The organism is Nocardioides sp. Arc9.136 (assembly GCF_030506255.1).
Lineage (GTDB): Bacteria > Actinomycetota > Actinomycetes > Propionibacteriales > Nocardioidaceae > Nocardioides.
Genome location: NZ_CP113431.1, coordinates 1,417,993 through 1,433,806, shown reverse-complemented (window position 1 = coordinate 1,433,806; position 15,814 = coordinate 1,417,993). Strand labels below are relative to the sequence as shown.

The 15,814-nt window shown below is 74.9% G+C and carries 14 protein-coding genes; 3 read left to right on the top strand and 11 right to left on the bottom strand.

Translation table 11 applies throughout. The annotated features are described in order from the left end of the window. Positions 1–11 precede the first annotated feature (11 nt). The 8 genes from OSR43_RS06920 to OSR43_RS06885 all read right to left on the bottom strand — a co-directional run bounded on the left by OSR43_RS06920 (position 12) and on the right by OSR43_RS06885 (position 8,502). Positions 12–1,613, bottom strand: a complete 1,602-nt coding sequence (locus tag OSR43_RS06920) for a serine/threonine-protein kinase (protein WP_302270488.1) — start codon at positions 1,611–1,613, stop codon at positions 12–14. A gap of 106 nt (positions 1,614–1,719) precedes the next feature. Next, positions 1,720–2,778, bottom strand: a complete 1,059-nt coding sequence (locus OSR43_RS06915; RefSeq protein WP_302270486.1) for an iron-siderophore ABC transporter substrate-binding protein — start codon at positions 2,776–2,778, stop codon at positions 1,720–1,722. 72 nt (positions 2,779–2,850) lie between these two features. Further along, entirely contained in the window at positions 2,851–3,759 is a 909-nt protein-coding gene (locus OSR43_RS06910) for an ABC transporter ATP-binding protein (RefSeq protein WP_367891517.1), read from the bottom strand. 23 nt (positions 3,760–3,782) lie between these two features. Then, complete coding sequence (locus OSR43_RS06905; protein ID WP_302270485.1) at positions 3,783–4,868, bottom strand: iron chelate uptake ABC transporter family permease subunit; 1,086 nt, start codon at positions 4,866–4,868, stop codon at positions 3,783–3,785. Then, positions 4,865–5,953, bottom strand: coding sequence for an iron ABC transporter permease (locus OSR43_RS06900; RefSeq protein WP_302270483.1), 1,089 nt, complete (start codon positions 5,951–5,953; stop codon positions 4,865–4,867). The genes OSR43_RS06905 and OSR43_RS06900 overlap by 4 nt, the downstream gene beginning before the upstream one ends. Positions 5,954–6,073: 120 nt before the next feature. Further along, complete coding sequence (locus tag OSR43_RS06895) at positions 6,074–7,159, bottom strand: branched-chain amino acid aminotransferase (RefSeq protein WP_302270482.1); 1,086 nt, start codon at positions 7,157–7,159, stop codon at positions 6,074–6,076. 114 nt (positions 7,160–7,273) lie between these two features. Then, positions 7,274–8,365, bottom strand: a complete 1,092-nt coding sequence (locus tag OSR43_RS06890) for a 3-isopropylmalate dehydrogenase (RefSeq protein WP_302270481.1) — start codon at positions 8,363–8,365, stop codon at positions 7,274–7,276. Positions 8,366–8,376: 11 nt separating this feature from the next. Then, positions 8,377–8,502, bottom strand: coding sequence for a hypothetical protein (locus OSR43_RS06885; RefSeq protein WP_302270479.1), 126 nt, complete (start codon positions 8,500–8,502; stop codon positions 8,377–8,379). Positions 8,503–8,924: 422 nt separating this feature from the next. On the opposite strand from OSR43_RS06885, the gene OSR43_RS06880 reads away from it, so the two are divergent. Continuing rightward, the gene (locus OSR43_RS06880; RefSeq protein WP_302270478.1) at positions 8,925–9,494 is read left to right on the top strand and encodes an O-methyltransferase; all 570 of its coding nucleotides are present in this window, start codon (positions 8,925–8,927) and stop codon (positions 9,492–9,494) included. Between the two features lie 183 nt (positions 9,495–9,677). Here OSR43_RS06880 and OSR43_RS06875 read toward each other — a convergent pair whose 3' ends face one another. Then, positions 9,678–10,358: a YitT family protein gene (locus OSR43_RS06875; RefSeq protein ID WP_302270477.1), complete on the bottom strand. Its 681-nt coding sequence runs from the start codon at positions 10,356–10,358 to the stop codon at positions 9,678–9,680. A 62-nt stretch (positions 10,359–10,420) separates the two neighbouring features. Between OSR43_RS06875 and OSR43_RS06870 the strand changes: the two genes are divergently transcribed. Continuing rightward, entirely contained in the window at positions 10,421–11,857 is a 1,437-nt protein-coding gene (locus OSR43_RS06870) for a PLP-dependent aminotransferase family protein (protein ID WP_302270476.1), read from the top strand. A gap of 12 nt (positions 11,858–11,869) precedes the next feature. On the opposite strand, the gene serA is transcribed toward OSR43_RS06870, so the two are convergent. Continuing rightward, the gene (serA, locus tag OSR43_RS06865) at positions 11,870–13,456 is read right to left on the bottom strand and encodes a phosphoglycerate dehydrogenase (RefSeq protein ID WP_302270475.1); all 1,587 of its coding nucleotides are present in this window, start codon (positions 13,454–13,456) and stop codon (positions 11,870–11,872) included. 252 nt (positions 13,457–13,708) lie between these two features. Here serA and OSR43_RS06860 point away from each other — a divergent pair, with 252 nt between their 5' ends. After that, entirely contained in the window at positions 13,709–15,325 is a 1,617-nt protein-coding gene (locus OSR43_RS06860; protein ID WP_302270474.1) for an ABC-F family ATP-binding cassette domain-containing protein, read from the top strand. Here OSR43_RS06860 and OSR43_RS06855 read toward each other — a convergent pair. Further along, on the bottom strand, positions 15,286–15,756 hold the full coding sequence (locus OSR43_RS06855; RefSeq protein WP_302270472.1) for an MSMEG_6728 family protein: 471 nt from the start codon (positions 15,754–15,756) through the stop codon (positions 15,286–15,288). The genes OSR43_RS06860 and OSR43_RS06855 overlap by 40 nt on opposite strands. Between the last annotated feature and the right edge of the window lie 58 nt (positions 15,757–15,814).

The following is a 15,814-nucleotide window of genomic DNA, read 5'->3' as shown; positions in this document are numbered from 1 at the left end:
CGGCGGATGGGTCAGGACCCGCCGAGCAGCCCACCGTCCGGCACCGAGAGGTCGGCGAACGGGCGGCCGTCGTCCGGCGCCCAGGAGGTGCCGGAGGCCTCGACGAGCGCACCCAGGCCGCAACCGAGCACGGCCACCGCGACCAGCCCGGCGAGCCAGCCGCGCACGCCGCGCGCTGTGGGGTCGACGACGCGCGACAGCGGCGAGCGGATGCGGGAGCCACCGGGGCCGAGCCAGAGCGCACCGGCCAGCAGCGTCCCGCAGACGAACAGGGTCACCGGCACCGACGCCGCCACGGCGTAGCAGAGCAGGCCGCCGGCAAGGGCGAGCCCGAGGCTCCACAGCAGGAGCACGACGGTGCCGGGGATCGAGCGCACCAGGTCCCACGGCGCCCCCAGGAGCAGCAGCACGCCGTCGTACCACTTGCGGCCGCGCAGGCGCCGGCGGTCGCCGGCCTTGCTCGCGGCCAGGGAGCCGCTGCGCAGCAGCCAGACCAGGACGAGGGTGAGCGCCGTCGCGACCCAGGGGTACGCCGCGAAGCCGGCGCCGGTGGCCAGGGCGCCGCCGAGCAGGAGCGTCCCGCGGCGGAACCGCTCGCCGACCGAGGTCCGCGGGACGACGTACTCCGCGACGTCCCAGTCGTGGACCGTCGGCTCCTGGCCCGCCTCGCGGGCGTCGTGGTCCACCAGGGTCTCGAACGGGCGGGTGTGGGTGCCGTCGGCGTCGGGCCGGTCCAGCATCACCGGCAGGGTCTCGATCGCCGGCTCGAGCACCGGCTCGGGCTCGGGCTCGAGGACGGGCGGGGGGACGCGTCGCCCGCGCCCGACCTGCGGCCGCAGCCAGGCGAGCAGCTGGTCGAGGGTGGGCCGCCGCTCCGGCTCGGGGTCGAGGGCGGCCTCGACGACGGCGGCGAGGTCGCCGGGCAGTCCGGAGACGTCGTGCTCCCCGCGCCGCACGCGGTCCATGACCGCCATCGACGGGCCGCGGCCGAAGGGCGGGCGGCCGGTGCCGGCGTAGGCGACGGTCGCCGCCCAGGAGTGGACGTCGGAGGCGGTCGTCGCGTCGTCGCCGTACAGGATCTCCGGCGCGAGGTAGCCGGGCGTGCCGAGCAGCCAGCCGGTGTGGGTCAGCTTCGGGTCGTCGGCGACGCGGGCCAGGCCGAAGTCGATGAGGATCGGCGTGCGGCCCTCCATCAGGACGTTCGAGGGCTTCACGTCGCGGTGCAGCACCCCGGCGGCGTGGACCGAGGCGAGCCCCTCGGCGAGCGAGGCGGCGAACCAGGTGAGGTCGGCGCCGGTGATCGGCCCCTCCTCCACGACGTGGTCGTGCAGGGAGAGACCGGGGACGTAGCGCGTCGCGACGAACGGCACGACCGCCCACGGGTCGGCGTCGACGATCTCGGCGACCCAGCGGGAGCGGACGCGGGACAGCGAGCTGACCTCGCGGGCGAGCCGCTGCCGCGCCTCGTCGTCGCCGACGATGTGCGGCCGCAGCACCTTGAGCGCGACCCGGTCCCCCTCGGGGCTCCGGGCCAGGTGGACGACGCCCATGCCGCCCTCGCCGATCTTGGTGAGCAGGGTGTAGTCCCCCACCACCGCCTGCTGCGTCGTCACCCGCGCAATCTATCCGGCGCGGACGCGCGGAACGCCGCGACCGCGCCCGGGAGTCCCGGACGCGGTCGCGGTGTGGCTGGTCGAGCGGGGTGCTGCACGGTGGGGCTCAGCCCGCGGCGTCGGCCTTCTCGACGGCCGGCACGAGGGCCTCGACGAAGTCGTCGAGCCCCCAGGTCAGCGACAGCGCGGTCGGCGGGGAGACCGAGGAGACGAGGGACTCGCCCACGACCCGGGCCACGGTGCCGTCCTGGAACTGCTGCATGGCCTTGGCGGCCGCGCTCTTGTCGACCTCCGCGGCGGCCTCCTCGGTCGGCGAGTACGAGACCAGGACGTCGGAGCCGAGCTTGTCGACCTCTTCGGTGGAGACCGTGTAGTAGAAGGTCGTCTCCTCGGTGTCGAGCTCGTCGACGCTCGGGGCGAGGGTGAAGCCGAGGTCCTCGAGGAACTCCACGCGCGGGTCCGCACCGCGGTAGACGTAGAAGGCCGACGGGTCGACGGCGACCGCGGCGATGGTCTTGCCCTCGAACTCGGGGTGCTCCTCGGCGGCGGCGGCGACCTCGGCGTCGATGTCGGCGAGCACCTGCTCGGCCTCGTCGGCCTTGCCGAGCGCCTCACCGACGGTGGTGATCACCTCGCGCCACGGGGTGGCCCACGGCTGGTCGGGGTAGGCCACGGTCGGGGCGATCTTCGAGAGCTTCTCGTAGTCGGCCTCGGTGATGCCGGAGTAGTTGGCGAGGATCAGGTCGGGCGCGGCCTCGGCGATCTCCTCGAACGGCGGCTCGGCGGTCTCGCTGAGCAGCGCCGGCTCCTCGCCGCCGAGCTCCTCGAGCGCCTCGGTCTGCCACGGCATCCGGCCGGCCTCGTCGGCCCCGTAGGAGTACTCCGGCATGGCGACCGGCACGACACCGAGGGCCAGCGCGGCGTCGCCGCTGCCCCAGCCCCAGGTGGCGACGCGCTCGGGCTCCTCGTCGATCTCGGTGGAGCCGAAGGCGTGGTCGATGGTCACCGGCTCGAAGGTCTCCTCGGCGGGGGCGTCACCGGCCGTCTCCTCGGAGTCCGACTCCGAGCCGCACGCGGCGAGCGGCAGGGCGAGCAGGAGGGCGCCGACGGGCAACGCCAGGCGGGACAGCCGGCGGCGCCGGTTCAGGGGACGAAGGGACGTCACGTCCACTCCTCGAGGTGCGGGACCGGCCGAGCCCGGTCCAGGTGGTTAGGTGAGGCTCACCTTACAGCAGGTTCACCGGCCCGGGGTGGTGGCGTCCGGCACAGCCGCACGCCCCGCCCCGGAGCCGCGGCGGCCCACCGGCACCACGAGCGGCGACCCGGTGACGGGGTCCGGGACGACCCGGGCGGTCAGCCCGAACGCCTCCTGCACGCAGTCGGCGTCGAGCACGTCGGCGGGCGCACCCTCCCGGAGCAGCCGGCCCTCGCACATCACGACGAGGTGGTCGGCGTACCGGGCGGCGAGGTTGAGCTCGTGCAGCACCATCACCACCGTGGTCCCCCGCTCCTCGTTGAGCTCGGCGAGCAGGTCGAGGACGTCGACCTGGTGGGCGATGTCGAGGTACGTCGTGGGCTCGTCGAGCAGCATGATGCTCGGGTCCTGGGCCAGCATCAGGGCGACCCAGACGCGCTGGCGCTGGCCGCCCGAGAGCTCCTCGACCCGGCGACCGGCCAGCTCGTGGGTGTCGGTGAGCGCCAGCGCCGTCGCGACGGCGTCGGCGTCACCGGCGTTCCAGCGCCGGAACGCGCCCTGGTGCGGATGCCGGCCCCGGCCGACGAGGTCGGCGACGGTGATCCCCTCCGGCGCGACCGGCTGCTGCGGGAGCAGCCCGAGCACCGCCGCGACGTCGCGGGGACGCATCCGCTGGATGTCCTGGCCGCCCAGGTGCACCGAGCCACCGGTCGGCTTGAGGATGCGACCGAGGCCGCGCAGCAGCGTCGACTTCCCGCAGCCGTTGGCACCGACGATGACCGTGACCTTGCCGGCCGGGATCTCGAGGTCGACGCCCTGCACGACCGTGCGCTGGTCGTAGGCGAGGTGGAGACCGCGCGCGACCAGGCTGACCGGGTCGTGGTGCTCCAGGGCGTCGTCCGGGAGGTGCTGGGGGCCGCCCGCTGCCGGGCGTTCCGCGACGAGGCTCACGCCGTCTCCTTCGATCCGGGCCATCAGGCCCTCCGGGTGCGTCCGCTGGCCATCAGCCAGATGAGGTACGGGCCGCCCACCGCGCCGGTCACGACACCGACCGGGACGGAGAGGTCGGCGGGCAGCAGGTGCTGGGCCACCACGTCGGCCCCGACCACCAGCACCACGCCGACGAGCGCCGACTGGAGGAGCGCGAGCGTGCCGTCGCCCAGCAGCCGCCGGGCCACCGGGGCCGCGATGAACGCCACGAAGGCGACCGGCCCGGCGGCGGCGGTCGCCACGCAGGCCAGCGCCACGCCGAGGCCGACCACGCAGGCCCGGGTCACCTCCGGCCGCAGGCCCAGGCTGCCGGCCTGCTCGTCGCCGAGGAGCAGCAGCGAGAGGCCCCGCGCGACGCAGGCCACCAGCGGGACCAGCACGACGACGGCGACCGCGAGCGTCCGCACCAGCGGCCAGTCCGCCTGGCCCAGGCTGCCGGTCATCCACAGCAGCGCGACCTGGGCCTCCTTGACGTCGCTGCGCGTCAGCAGGTAGCCGATGAGGCTCGTGCAGACGTACGCGACGCCGATGCCGGCCAGCACGAAGCGGTGTCCGGTCATCCCGCCACGCCACGCGACGGCGTACAGCAGGAGGCCGACGAGCGCTCCGCCCGCCAGCGCGGAGAGGGGCACGACGACGCCGCTCGCGCTCCCGACGACCAGCAGGGCGGTGACAGCCCCGGCGCTGGCGCCCTGGGAGATGCCGATGACGTCGGGGCTGGCCAGCGGGTTGCGCAGGACCGACTGGAAGAGCGCGCCGGCGAGGCCGAACGCCACGCCGACCAGGATCCCGAGCACGAGCCGCGGGAGCCGCAGGTCCATCACGATGAAGCGGGCCGCGCCCTCGTCGGAGCCCGCCAGGGTGCGGACCACCTCGGCTGCCGAGAGACGGTAGTCGCCCAGCATCAGCGCGGTCACCGAGAGGACCGCGGCGAGGACCGTGAGGGCGAGCGTGACCAGCAGGCGGCGCCGGAGGCGGCGCCGGCGGTCCGTGCGCAGGCCGCGGCCCGCGACCTCGCGCCGGTCCACCACCGGGTCGGAGCCGTGCTCCAGCACGGCCGGCGCGCTCACGCCGCCACCGCCCGCGACCGGCGCACCAGGGTGATGAGCACCGGCGCCCCGACGACGGCGACGACGAGGCCCGCCTCGAGCTCGGAGGGGCGGGCGACGAGGCGACCGGCGATGTCGGCGACCAGCAGCAGCACCGGCCCGACCAAGGCGGAGAGCCCGACGATCCAGCGGTAGTCCGGCCCGACGACCGCGCGGGCGATGTGCGGGACGACCAGGCCGACGAACGCGATCGGCCCGACCAGCGAGACCGCGGAGCCGCACAGCAGCACGACGGCGGCCACCACCAGGAGGCGCCCGCGGGTGATGTCCTGGCCCAGCCCGCGGGCGACGTCGTCGCCGAGGGCCAGCGCGTTGAGCACGCGGCCCGAGGCGAGGGCGAGCGCCAGCCCGACCGCGACGAACGGCGCCACGGTGGTCAGCACGTCGAGCGGGCGGTTGGCCAGCGACCCCACCTGCCAGAAGCGGTACTCCCCCAGGGTCCGGGTGTCGGTGAGCAGCACGACGGTGATGACCGACGTGCAGGTCGCGGTGAGCGCGGCACCGACCAGGGCGAGCTTCACCGGCGTGACGCCCTCCCACCCGAGCGAGGCCGCGCCGTACACCACCAGCGCGGCGATCGCGGCGCCGGCGAAGGCGAACCACAGGTAGCCGGCGGTCGTGGACACACCGAGCCCGGCGATCGCCACGATCACCGCAAGCGAGGCCCCCGCGTTGATGCCGAGGAGGCCGGGGTCGGCGATCGGGTTGCGGGTCACGCCCTGCATCAGCGCGCCGGCCGCGCCTAGGGCGGCGCCCCCGACCAGGCCGATCAGCGTGCGGGGCACCCGCAGGTCCCGGACGACGAGGTGGTCGTTGTCGCCGGGGACCGGGGAGACCAGTGCGTCCCAGACCGCGCCGGCGGCGATGTCGCGGGCGCCCCACATCAGGCTCGCGAGGGACACGAGCAGCAGCGCGACCGCGAGCACGGCGACGGCGACCAGGCCCCGGAGGGCCGAGCGCGTGCGGCCCGACCCGTCGGCACCGCCCGGGCGCGCGGGCCCGGGCGGGTGCGGTGCGGACGTCGGGGGGCCGAGCACGGCGCTCATCGCGCTGCCTCCCTCACCCGGGTCGCGCCCGGTGCGCGACGTACTTAGGTAAGGGTAACCTCTCCCGACCGGCGGCGGCAGCCGCCTCCGGGAATCCTCACCGGTGCGTCACCGGGAATCTCAGAGGATCCGGTGCATCCAGCCGAAGGTGTCCTCGGCGCGACCGAACTGGACGTCCACGAGGGCCTGGCGGATCCGCATGGTCAGCGAGGTCTCCGCCGGGGCCGGGACCTCCCCGCCGTCCCACTTCAGCCCGCCCACGGGGGTGACGACCGCGGCCGTGCCGCAGGCGAAGATCTCGCGGATCGCCCCGCTGGTCACGCCCTCGCGCCACTCGTCGATCGAGAACCGGCGCTCCTCGACCTGGTGCCCGAGCTTGCCGGCCAGCTCGATGATGCTGGCCCGGGTGATGCCCTCGAGGATCGTCCCGGTCTCGGGGGTGACGATGCGGCCGTCGTCGTAGACGAAGTACATGTTCATCCCGCCGAGCTCCTCGACGTACCGCCCCTCCTGGCTGTCGAGGAAGACGACCTGGTCGCAGCCGTGGCTCGTGGCCTCCTGCTGCGCGACCAGGGAGCTGGCGTAGTTGCCGCCGGTCTTGGCCGCGCCCATCCCGCCGCGGCCGGCGCGGGTGTACTCCTCGGTCAGCCAGAGCGTGACCGGCTTGACCCCGCCCTTGAAGTAGGAGCCCGCCGGGCTCGCGATCACCATGAACGTGACGTGCTGGGAGGGGCGCACGCCGAGGAACTTCTCCGAGGCGAACATGAACGGGCGCAGGTAGAGGCTCTTCTCCCCCGTCCCCGGCTCGGTGGTCGTCGGCACCCAGCGCTCGTCGACGCGGACCAGCTCGTCGACGGCCTCGATGAAGTCCTCGACCTCGAGCACCGGCAGCGCGAGCCGGTGGCTGGACCGGACCATCCGCTTGGCGTTCTCCTCCGGGCGGAACGACCACACCGAGCCGTCCGCGTGCCGGTAGGCCTTCATGCCCTCGAAGGTCTCCTGCGCGTAGTGCAGGACCGCCGTGGCGGGGTCGAGGCTGAGCGGGCCGTACGGCTCGATCCGCGCGTCGTGCCAGCCGGCGTCCGGCGTCCACTCCACGCGGAACATGTGGTCGGTGAAGTGGTTGCCGAAGCCGGGGTCGGCCAGGACCTGGGCGAGGCGGTCCTCGGCGACGGGGTTCTCGTTGCGGGTCGTGCGGATCTGCATGGGGGTCACGGTAGTCCTCGGTGAGCTCGGGCCGGCGGGGCCGGGTCGGCCGGATGGGGCGGGGGGACACAGGTCGCGCCGCCGGCCCGGGCTCAGGACACCCGGGACCGACGGTCAGCCGCCTACTCGGGCCGCGACCGCGTCGCCGACCTCCGTGGTGGTCCGGGTGGTGCCCGGCTCGCGGGCGGCGAGGTCGGCGACGACCGCGGACTCGATGGTCGCGGCGGCCTCGGTGTGGCCGAGGTGGTCGAGCAGGAGCGACGCCGAGAGGATCGCGGCGGTGGGGTCGGCCTTCTGCTGCCCGGCGATGTCGGGCGCCGAGCCGTGGACGGGCTCGAACATGCTGGGCGCGGTCCGGTCGGGGTTGACGTTGCCGGAGGCCGCGAGGCCGATGCCGCCGGTGATGGCGGCGGCGAGGTCGGTGATGATGTCGCCGAAGAGGTTGTCGGTCACCACCACGTCGAAGCGCTGCGGGTCGGTGGTCAGGTGGATCATCGCCGCGTCGATGTGCATGTAGTCGGTCGTCACGTCGGGGTGCTTGGCGGCCACCTGCTGGAACAGGCGCCACCACACCGAGCCGGCGTTGACCAGCACGTTGGTCTTGTGGACCAGGGTGAGCTTCTTGCGGGGCCGGCGCTCGGCACGGGCGAACGCGTCGCGGACGACCCGCTCGACGCCGTACGCCGTGTTGACCGAGACCTCGGTGGCGACCTCGTGCGGGGTGCCTACGCGCAGTGCGCCGCCGTTGCCGGTGTAGGGACCCTCGGTGCCCTCCCGGACCACGACGAAGTCCACCTCGCCGCGACCGGTGACGGCCTCCGACAGCGGGGAGACGCTGCCGGGGAAGATCCGCGAGGGCCGCAGGTTGACGTAGTGGTCGAGCTCGAAGCGCAGCCGCAGCAGCAGCCCGCGCTCGAGGATGCCCGGGGGCAGGTTCGGGTCGTTGGGCTTGCCACCCACGGCGCCCAGGAGGATCGCGTCGTGGTCACGGACCTCCGCCAGCACCGAGTCCGGCAGCACCTCGCCGGTCGCGAGGTAGCGCTCGGCGCCGAGGTCGTAGCGGGTCTGCTCGAACTTCACGCCGTCGGGCGAGGCGACCTCGAGGACCTTGAGGGCCTCGGCGGTCACCTCCGGGCCGATGCCGTCGCCGGGGATGACGGCGAGACGGACCGTGCCGCTGGTGGGGCTGGTGGTGTGGGTGGTCATGGGGCCGGACGTTAGTTGTCGTCGGGGCGCTGGCCGCCGTTGTCCCGCAGGTCGAGAGAGCGCTGGACGGCCTCGCGGCCCATCGGGTTCTCCGGGTCGTGGCGAGCGGGGCCCCACTCGGGATACATGTCGTACATCGGTCTTCTCCTTGCTCGGCGGGGACGGTCTCGGGGACGGTCTCGGGGACGGTCTCGGGGACGGTCACGGGATGGAGGTGCTGCCCGGAGGACGCCCCGCGGAGGAGCAGGAGGACCGCACGGATCGCGTGCGGCCGAGGACCGACAGGGATGCGGATCGCGCACGTGCTGCTGGGCGGTCCGCCGCGGTGGCGTCTTCGGGTGGTGTGAGGGGGTGAGGCCCGGGAGCAAACGCCGATCACCGCGGCGAGAGGGGCCTCACGGTGCAGTCGTTACTGCTGGGCCTCGCCGCGGCGCTCGATGAGTACGAAGACGCTCCGCATGATGCGCCGACCGTACGCCGCCTCCCCGCGGCCCGCCACAGGTCTCGGCGAACCGTCCGCCATCCGAGACGGTCGTACCGGGATGGGAGACTCCCCGCCATGAGCGCGCCACCCGACCTGCCCGACGTGGTGTCCCGTGCGTTCGCGGTCTCGCGACGCTCCGGCTACGTGTCGTTCTGCCGCAACGAGACCGGCCGGCTGCTCGCCACCCTGGCCGCGACCCGCGGCGGCACGATGGCGGAGTTCGGCACCGGCTGCGGCGTCGGCACCGCCTGGCTGCGCTCCGGCGTGCGCGACGCCGACACCCGCATCGTGACCGCGGAGCTCGACGCAAGGCTGGCCGGCGCCGCGGCCGAGATCTTCGTCGACGACCCCCAGGTCGAGGTGCTCTCCGCCGACTGGTCGACCCTGCTCGACAAGGGCCCGTTCTCGCTGCTGTTCCTCGACTCCGGCGAGCCCACCGAGGTCGGCGTCGACGCCGTCGCCGACCTGGTCGAGGCCGGCGGGATCGTCGTGCTCGACGACTTCACCCCGTGCGAGCTGTGGCCGCCGATCACCGGCGGACGCGTGGACACGCTGCGCGAGCAGTGGCTCACCGACGAGCGGTTCACCGCCGTCGAGGTCATGGTCGCCTCCGACGCCTCGACCCTCATCGCCACCAAGCGCTAGCCGGGGCGCTGGGCCCGGCGGTTGAATCGGCCGCGGAGCGTCAACATCCCAAGTAAACCTGGGATCTTGATGCTTCCCTGCCGTTGCAACACCCGCGAAGCGTCAACATCCCAAGTAAACCTGGGACGTTGACGCTTCCCTGCCGATCCTTCCGCGGACGGCGTCGGGCTGGCGCCGCGGGGCTCAGGAGCGGTCGGGCAGCTCGACCGTCCAGCCCGGGAGCCAGCGCTGGGTGAGCGGGCCGATCGCGAGGGCGTAGAGGACGGTGCCGAGGCCGAGCACGCCGCCGAGCGCCAGGCCGGCCAGCACGACGGTCACCTCGATGCCGGTGCGGACCAGGCGCAGCGAGCGGCCGGTACGTCGCGCCAGGCCGGTCATCAGCCCGTCGCGGGGGCCGCGCCCCAGCTGCGAGCCGATGTACATCGCGCCGGCGTACCCGCACAGCACCACCCCGCCGACCACCAGGCCGACCCGCAGCACGAGCGCGTCCGGGCGGTCGAGCAGCCAGAGGGTCGCGTCGGCGGAGAAGCCGACCACCAGCGCGTTGCTGACGGTGCCCAGGCCCGGGACCTCGCGCAGCGGGATCCACAGCAGCAGCACCACGAAGCTCATCACGACGACGGCCTGGCCCAGGGTCAGCGGGAGGTACCGCACCATGCCGGAGTGCAGCACGTCCCAGGGCGCCAGCCCCAGGTCGGAGCGGACCATCATGCCCAGCGAGACGCCGTAGAGGACGAGCCCGACGTAGAGCTGGGCGAGACGCCGCGGCAGCCGGCCCGCACGCAGCTGCGCGATCGGGCCCAGGTCGGCGAGGGGGGCGGCCGCGCGCACAGGGCGAGCGGCACGGGAGGCGAGGACGGTCACGAGGACAACGATCCGCCGGATTGGCCTTCTCGCCAATAGCCAATCGTGGGACAGTGGCCTGCATGCAGCAGTCCATCAGCGCGCCGCGGGTGGCCGGCCTGGTCGCCGGCTTTCCCCGCAACCCGGCGTACGCCGGCCTCGCCGACGCCCTCACCCTGCTCATCGGCGACGGGCGGATCCCGCTGGGCACCCGGCTGCCCAGCGAGCGTGAGCTGACCGAGGCGCTCGGCGTCTCGCGGACCACCGTGACCCGCGCCTACGCCGCGCTGCGCGAGGGCGGGTACGCCGAGGCCCGCCAGGGCGCCGGCACCTTCACCCGCGTCCCCGGCGGGCGGGCGCGCTCGCACGACCGGGCCCTCCTCCCCCGGCCCGAGGACGAGGCCGCCATCGACCTCAACTGCGCCGCGGCGACCGCGCCGGCCGGGCTCGCCGCGGCGTACGCCGAGGCGGTCGCGGAGCTGCCGGCCTACCTGGGCGGCCACGGGTACTTCCCGGCCGGCCTCCCCCGCCTGCAGGCGGCGATCGCGGCGGCGTACGACGCGCGCGGACTGCCCACCGACCCGGCCCAGGTGATGGTCACCCCGGGCGCGCTGAGCGCGGCCGGGATCGTGGCAGCGGCGTACGCGGGCAGGGGCGAGCGCGTGCTCGTCGAGTCGCCGGTCTACCCCAACGCCACGCAGGCGCTGCGCCGGGCGGGCGCGCGGCTCGTCGAGGCGCCGGTCGACCCGGGCGGTTGGGACCTCGACGCGGTGGGCGCCGTGCTGCAGCAGGCGCGACCGGGCCTGGCCTACCTCGTCCCTGACTTCCAGAACCCCACCGGGCACCTCATGGACGACGCCCAGCGCGAGGTGTACGCCGCGCACCTGCGGCGCGCCGGGACGGTCGCGGTCGTCGACGAGGCCCACCAGGCGCTGGCGCTGGACGGGCAGCCGATGCCGCTGCCGTTCGCGGCGCACGCGCCGGGCACGATCACCATCGGCAGCGCCAGCAAGAGCTTCTGGGGAGGCCTGCGGCTGGGGTGGATCCGCGCGCCGCACGAGCGGATGGAGGAGCTGACCGAGGCTCGGGTCGCGATGGACCTCGGCGCACCGGTGCTCGAGCAGCTGGTGCTCGCCCGGCTGCTCGCCGACGGCCCGGTGATGCCCGACAACGTCACCCGGTTGCGGGCCCAGCGCGACGGCCTGGCCGCGGCGCTGGCCGAGCACCTGCCCGAGTGGCGCTTCCGGCTGCCGACCGGCGGGCTCGCGGTGTGGTGCGAGCTGCCCCGCCCGCTCGGGACGGCGGTCGTCACCGAGGCCGACCGGCTCGGGGTGATCGTCGCGCCCGGACCCGTCTTCGCGGTCTCCGGCGGGCTGGACCGGTTCGTGCGGATCCCCTGGACCCGCCCCGCGCCCGAGCTCGAGGAGGCCGTCCGCCGGCTCGCCGCCGCCTGGGCCGTCGTCCGCGACCGGCCCGCGGGGGTCGCCGGGCGGCGCACCGGTCGGGTCATGGTCGCCTAGGGCGGCCCGAGGTCAGCCGAGGTCGACCGCGCGCACCGAGACCGCGTCGATGGCGGCGGCGATCTCGGCGAGGCACTCCGCCGGGATCGCGGAGTCGACCGACAGCGCGACGAGCGCCTCGCCGCCCTTCGCCTGGCGGGCGACCTGCATGCCGGCGATGTTGACGCCCGCGTCACCGAGGATGCCGCCGACCGTGCCCACCATGCCGGGCCGGTCGGCGTACCGCAGGAACGCCAGGTGGTCGGTCGGCTCCAGGTCGACGGCGAACCCGTCGACCTCGACGAGCCGCTCGCGCTGGGCCAGCCCGACCAGCGTGCCGCTCACCGAGACCTGGGAGCCGTCCGAGAGCGTCCCGCGCAGGGTGATCAGGTTGCGGTGGTCGGGGCTCTCGGGGTCGGTCACGAGCCGTACGGCGGTGCCCCGCTCGGCCGCGAGGAGCGGGACGTTGACGTAGGAGACCTGCTCGGGCACGACATCGGCGAAGACGCCCTTGAGCGCGGCGAGCTCGAGCACCTTGACGTCGTGGTCGGTGATCTCGCCGCGGACCTCGACGTCGAGCTGCTGGGCCACCTCGCCGGCCAGCCCGGTGAACACCCGGCCGAGCTTCTCGGTCAGCGGGATGCCGGGCCGCACGTCCTCGGCGATCAGCCCGCCCTGGACGTTGACGGCGTCCGGGACCAGCTCGCCGGAGAGCGCCAACCGGACCGAGCGGGCGACCGCCAGGCCGGCCTTCTCCTGCGCCTCCGCGGTGGACGCCCCGAGGTGCGGGGTGGCCACGACGTTGTCGAGCGCCAGCAGCGGGCTGTCCGCGCACGGCTCCTCGGCGAAGACGTCGAGCCCCGCGGAGGCCACGCGCCCCTCCTGCAGCGCCGCGTGCAGCGCCTGCTCGTCGACGATGCCGCCGCGGGCGGCGTTGACCAGCACCAGGTGCGGGCGCACCCGGCGCAGCTCGTCGTGGCCGATCAGACCGACGGTCTCGGGGGTGCGCGGGAGGTGCACCGACATGAAGTCCGACTCGCGCAGCAGGGTGTCGAGGTCGACGAGCCGCACGCCCATCTGGGCGGCGCGGCCGGGCTGGACGTAGGGGTCGTAGGCGATGACCTTCATGCCGAACGCCGCGAGCCGCTGGGCGACGAGCACGCCGATCCGGCCCAGGCCCACGATGCCGACGGTCTTCTCGTAGAGCTCGGTGCCGGTGAACCGGGACCGCTCCCAGCGCCCCTCGCGGAGGGCCCGGTGCGCCGGGGACAGGTGGCGGGCGGCGGCGAGCATCAGCGCGACCGCGAGCTCGGCGGCCGAGACGATGTTGGAGGTGGGCGCGGTGACGACCATGACGCCGGCCTGGGTGGCGGCGCGGACGTCGACGTTCTCCAGCCCGACGCCGGCCCGGGCCACCACGCGCAGCCGCGGCGCCGCCCGGAGCAGTGCGGCGTCGACGTAGGTCCCCGAGCGCACCAGCAGCGCGTCGGCCTCCGCGACCGCGGCCAGGAGCGCCGCGCGGTCCTCCCCGTCGCAGTGCCGCACCTCGACGTCGGCGCCGAGCGCCTCGACGGTGGCCGGGCTGAGCGCCTCGGCGATGAGGACGATCGGCTTGTTCACAGCGGCACGCTCACAGCGGTTCCCTCGCAGGTGTCGCCCGGACGACGGGCGTGGGTGGGGGGTGCACGACGCTGTGCCGGTCACCCAGCCTACCCGCGCGAAAACCGCTCGACCGTCGCCGTGCGGGCGACGTACCGTGCTCGTGTCCCAGCCCCGACCGAAGGACGAACCGTTGCTCCTGTGAGGTGACACCCGCGCCGTGCGAGCCGTCCGCGCCGTACGACGCACCACCCCTCACCCGTGGAGCACCGCGTGCCCGGTCCGTCCTCCGTCGTCACCCTCTCCGCCGTCAGCCTCACCTGGCCCGACGGCACCCCCGCCCTGCGCGACCTCGACCTGCTCGTCCCGCCGGGCCGCTCGGCCATCGTCGGCGCCAACGGCTCCGGCAAGTCCACCCTGCTGCGGGTCGTCGCCGGCCAGCTGCGGCCCGACTGCGGCCACGTCACCGTCGAGGGCCGGGTCGGCCACCTCCCCCAGGACCTCACCCTGGACGCCGACCGGCCCGTCGCCGAGCTGCTCGGGCTGGCCGGCGTGCGCCGGGCGCTGCGCGCGGTCGAGGCCGGGTCGGTGGACCAGCGCGACTACGACACGATCGGCGACGACTGGGACGCCGAGGACCGTGCGGTGGCCGAGCTGGGTCGCCTCGGGCTGCCGCCGGACGTGCTCGACCGGCGGCTCGGCGACCTGTCGGGCGGCGAGGTGACCCGCCTCGGCCTGGCCCGCGTGCTCCTGGAGCGGCCCGACGTCCTGTTGCTCGACGAGCCCACCAACAACCTCGACGCCGACGCCCGGGCCCACCTGCACGACGTGGTCGCGGGCTGGACGCGCACGCTGGTCGTGGTCAGCCACGACCGGGAGCTGCTCGAGCGCGTCGACCGGATCGGCGAGCTGCGCGCCGGCTCGGTGCGGTGGTACGGCGGCGGCTGGTCGTCCTACGCCGCGCAGGTCGAGGCCGAGCAGTCGGCCGCCGAGCGCGCGGCCACCGCGGCGCGCTCGGACCTGCGTCGCCAGCGGGCCGACCGGGCCGAGGCCGAGCGGGTCCTCGCCCAGCGGCGGCGGCAGGGCCGGCAGGCGCAGCTGGCCGGCGGCATCCCGCGGATCGCCGCGGGCCGCCAGCGCAACGCGGCCGAGCGGTCGGCCTCGACGTACCGCAAGGTCCATGAGGAGCGCCTCGACGCCGCCCAGGAGCGGCTCGCGGACGCCGAGTCGCGGCTGCGCGAGGACCGCGAGATCCGGGTCGACCTTCCCGGCACGGAGGTCCCCCGCGGCCGGGTCGTCCTCACCACCGAGGCGCTGGTGCTGCGGACCGGTGCCCCGGTCGCGCTGGACCTCCACGGCCCCGACCGGGTGGCGGTGATCGGCCCGAACGGTGCCGGCAAGACCACGCTGCTCCACACCCTCGTCGGCACGGTCGCGCCCGCGGCCGGCACCGCCCGGGTCCACGTCCCGGTGGCGCTGCTGCCCCAGCGGCTCGACGTCCTCGACGAGGACCGTACGGTCGCCGAGAACGTCGCCGCCCGGGCTCCCGGGCACGACGCGGTAACGGTCCGGGCCCGGCTGGCGAGGTTCCTCTTCCGGGGGCGTGCCGCCGACCGCGCGGTGGCGACGCTGTCGGGCGGCGAGCGGTTCCGCGCGACCCTCGCCGCGCTGCTCCTCGCGGATCCCGCACCGCAGCTGTTGCTGCTCGACGAGCCGACCAACAACCTCGACCTGGCGTCGTACGACGCGCTCGTGTCGGCGCTGGCGTCCTACCGCGGCGCGCTGGTGGTGGTCAGCCACGACCGCCGGTTCCTGGCCGACGTCGGCGTCGACCGGGTGCTCGACCTCGGTCAGGCGGCGGACGCGGTGGGGTCCGGCGGCCAGACGTAGGGCAGGTCGCCGGGGACACCGGGGAACAGCGGGCCGTAGAACTCGGGGTCCTTGCGCACGAGGTTCGACTGGTGGCTGCGGTGCAGCGCCTCCTCGCCCAGCCAGGGCGGCAGCGCACCGGCCTCGGCCAGCTCGGCCTGCGTGCGCACCTCACGCACGCCGGCGGCGGCCAGGTCGACCCCGATGGTCGCGGCGCAGGTGTCGCCGTACCCGAGCTCGACCCACGCCTCGCAGCACGCGAAGGAGTAGCGGCCCAGCGCCTCGAGGTGGCCGCGCCACATCTTCACCGCGGGGTGGTTGCGCCAGCCGTACGTCGGCACCGTGAGGCCGCGGAGCACCTGGATGCACTCGACCCGCTGCTTGCCGAGCCGCTTCTGGTCCAGGACACGGGCGGAGCGGTCGAAGTCGGCGTACGGGAGGAACGTCTGCACCCGTCACCGGTGCCCGGTCCCGGACGCGCGAGACGCCCGGGACCACCGGCGGACCACA